Source organism: Streptomyces sp. B15 (assembly GCF_018070605.1).
Lineage (GTDB): Bacteria > Actinomycetota > Actinomycetes > Streptomycetales > Streptomycetaceae > Streptomyces > Streptomyces smyrnaeus.
Genome location: NZ_JAGPXJ010000191.1, coordinates 1 through 2,818, shown reverse-complemented (window position 1 = coordinate 2,818; position 2,818 = coordinate 1). Strand labels below are relative to the sequence as shown.

General features: G+C 74.4%; 4 protein-coding genes. All 4 read right to left on the bottom strand.

Going from position 1 to position 2,818, the window contains the following annotated elements; genetic code table 11:
• Nucleotides 1-840 (bottom strand): acylphosphatase (locus tag KBY19_RS35720; protein WP_210967505.1); only part of this gene is annotated, 840 nt, incomplete at its 3' end.
• Nucleotides 827-1,639 (bottom strand): hydrogenase nickel incorporation protein HypB, encoded by an 813-nt coding sequence (gene hypB, locus KBY19_RS35715; protein ID WP_247691752.1) that lies wholly within the window; start codon nucleotides 1,637-1,639, stop codon nucleotides 827-829. The genes KBY19_RS35720 and hypB, both read right to left, overlap by 14 nt.
• Before the next feature lie 4 nt (nucleotides 1,640-1,643).
• Nucleotides 1,644-2,024, bottom strand: coding sequence for a hydrogenase maturation nickel metallochaperone HypA (hypA, locus tag KBY19_RS35710; protein ID WP_099885393.1), 381 nt, complete (start codon nucleotides 2,022-2,024; stop codon nucleotides 1,644-1,646).
• 46 nt (nucleotides 2,025-2,070) lie between these two features.
• Nucleotides 2,071-2,697: a hydrogenase maturation protease gene (locus tag KBY19_RS35705; protein WP_099885394.1), complete on the bottom strand. Its 627-nt coding sequence runs from the start codon at nucleotides 2,695-2,697 to the stop codon at nucleotides 2,071-2,073.
• Nucleotides 2,698-2,818 lie beyond the last annotated feature (121 nt).

Genomic DNA, 2,818 nt, shown 5'->3' with positions numbered 1-2,818 from the left:
GACCGGGCCCACGACGGCGAGCCGCGCGACGTCGGCCACCTCGCGGGCCAGCACCGCGAACGGCTTGTCCCCGCGCGCCTTACGACGGCGCAGCAGCCGCACCGCTTCCTCGTTGCCCGCGTCGCACGCCAGGTGGTAGCCGCCCAGCCCCTTGACGGCGACCACCGCGCCGTCCCTCAGCAACTGCCGGGCCCCGGCCACCGGTTCGCCGGGCGCCTGCGTCCAGCCCGGCTCCGGCGCCGCGGGCACCAGCAGCCGGGCGCGGGGTCCGCACTCGTGGCAGGAGACGGGCTGGGCGTGGAAGCGCCGGTCGGCGGGGTCGTCGTACTCGCGGGCGCACCGCTCGCACATCACGAACCGGCGCATCGTGGTGTTGGCCCGGTCGTAGGGCAGGCCGGTGACGATGGTGAAACGCGGCCCGCAGTCGGTGCAGGTGACGAAGGGGTGCCGGTAGCGGCGGTCCGCCGGGTCGGTCAGCTCCCGCAGGCAGGCCTCGCAGGTGGCCGTGTCCGGTGCGACCAGGGTGCGCCGCGCCCCACCGGAGCGGGAGGCGACGATACGGAAGCCCGTGGCGCCCACCGGGGGCAGGGGCTGGTGCGTGACCGACTCGACGACGGCCAGCGGCGGGGCCTCGGCGCCGATCCGCGCCCGGAAGGCGGCGACCGCCTCCCAGGCGCCCTCCACCTCGGCCACCACCCCCTCGCCGGTGTTGGTGACATGGCCGGAGAGCCCCAGCCGGTCGGCGAGCGCGTACACGTACGGGCGGAACCCCACACCCTGCACCACGCCCCGGATCAGGACCCGGCTGCGCTCGGCCCGGGCGACGTCAGCCTTGGACATGAGCGTGGGGTTCGGCGGGTGCGTGCGGGGCGGTGTCCGCGTGGGGGCCGGTGTCCCCGTGGGCGTACGGACGGCCGTGCGGGTGCGCTTCGGTGTGCGGGCCGGCCGCTGCCCGACGGGCCATCACCGGACGGTGCACGGCGGTACCGTCGCCCGCCGCCAGCGCCCGCTCCAGCAGCACGCCGAGGTTCAGGCCACTGCGCACCGAGGTGTCGACGACCTCGACCCCCGGATTGACCTGCCGCACATTGGCGTGGAAGGCCTCCCGGTCGAAACCGGCCGCCTGTGCGAGGTCCTGTTTGGTGACGACGACCAACTGGGCCAGCCCGAACGCCGTGGGGTACTTCAACGGCTTGTCCTCGCCCTCGGTGACCGAGGCGAGGACCACACGCAGCGACTCACCGAGGTCGTAGGAGGCGGGGCAGACCAGATTGCCCACGTTCTCGACGAACAGCAGCCGGGTGTCGGCGGGCAGCCAGTCGGCCAGGTGCCCGGCGAGCATGTCCGCCTCCAGATGGCACAGCCCGTCCGTCAGCACCTGCTTGACCGGCACCCCGGAGCGCGCCAGCCGCCGCGCGTCGTTCTCGGTGGCCAGGTCGGCGGTCAGCGCCGCCGCCGGTACGCCGCGCTCCCGCGCCAGCCGCAACTCCGCCTCCAGCAGGGCCGTCTTGCCGCTGCCCGGACTGGAGAGCAGATTGACCACGGCGGTACCCCGCGCGGTCAGCTCGGCGCGCAGCCGCTCGGCGCGGCTGTCGTTCCGCGCCAGCACGGCCTGTTGCAGATCGGCGACACGGCACATGGCTTCACAGCTCCTCAAGGGCTAGGGCGCGCTGCGGGTTCTCGGCCCACCGCACGGTGGCGATCTGCAGCTCACGGCCGGATCGCAGCTCGGTACGGGAGTCGCCGCACTGCTCGCAGCACAGCCGCGGGGGCATACCCGTGGCCCACTCACGGGCGCAGGACGTGCACCGCGCACGCCCCGGCACCTGCTCGGTCACCAGCTCGGCACCGGCCAGTACGGTCCCTTCGCAGGCGAGACCGAACGAGAAGCGCAGCGCCTCGGGGACGACGCCGGCCAGCTCGCCCACCCGCAGGGTGACGGCCTCGACGCCCACGGCGTGGTGTGTCCGCGCCGCCTCCTCGACCTGGCAGACCACTGCCATGGCGATGGACATCTCGTGCATCGGTCACTTCCCCTGCGCGGTATGGACCAGGCTGCGGCTCGCACCATTACAGGGGCGCCGAGGGCCGCCCCTTCGCCGCCACGCCGCTGTCCCGGGCGGCCGTCCGCCGTTCGGCCGCCCCGTCCGGCGCGGCGTCGGCCGCCTCGTCGGGCGAGGGGTGCGCGGGGGCATCCGCCAGCAGCCGCAGCACCAACTCCACCGCCTCGTCCACGGCGGCGGCCACCGGCGGACTCAGCCCGATGCCCTCCGCCAGCTCAGCGGGCTCGCAGCCGACGACGAACACCCGCCCAGGGGTGCTTCCGCCCATGCCCTCGCGCAGTGTCTCCAGCAGGGCGAGCACGGCCTGTGGCGACATGTGGTGCCCGTCGACCACCGGCACCCCCTCCGGTGCCGCACGGTCCTGTTCGGACACCTCGATCAGCCGCACCGTGCCGGGGGCACCGCCGCGCTGCACGGCGTCCACCATGATCAGCGTCTCGCAGCCGTCCAGCACCTGATAGGCCAGATGGACGCCTCGTACACCGATGTCCAGGGCCTGGGCGTGCTCGGGCAGCGGGTGCCGCGCCAGCCGTTGTACGACCTCGACGCCGAAGCCGTCGTCGCCCAGGAAGATGTTGCCGATCCCGGCGACGAGGACGCGGCCGGCCGGCTCGGGGGAGGGGGAGGCGGTCATACGGACTCCGGGGTGGGGCGGGTGGGGCGGTCCGGTACGGCCTGCGGCGCCGTACCGGACCGCGCGGAACGGATGGAGTCGGTGAGGGTGCCGGTGAACTCCGTCAGCCGCAGGGCACCGT

Excerpts from the sequence above, each read along its gene's own strand:
- hypB (WP_247691752.1), bottom strand. The coding sequence starts at position 1,639 with ATGTGCCGTGTCGCCGATCTGCAACAGGCCGTGCTGGCGCGGAACGAC.
- hypA (WP_099885393.1), bottom strand. The coding sequence starts at position 2,024 with ATGCACGAGATGTCCATCGCCATGGCAGTGGTCTGCCAGGTCGAGGAG.
- KBY19_RS35705 (WP_099885394.1), bottom strand. The coding sequence starts at position 2,697 with ATGACCGCCTCCCCCTCCCCCGAGCCGGCCGGCCGCGTCCTCGTCGCC.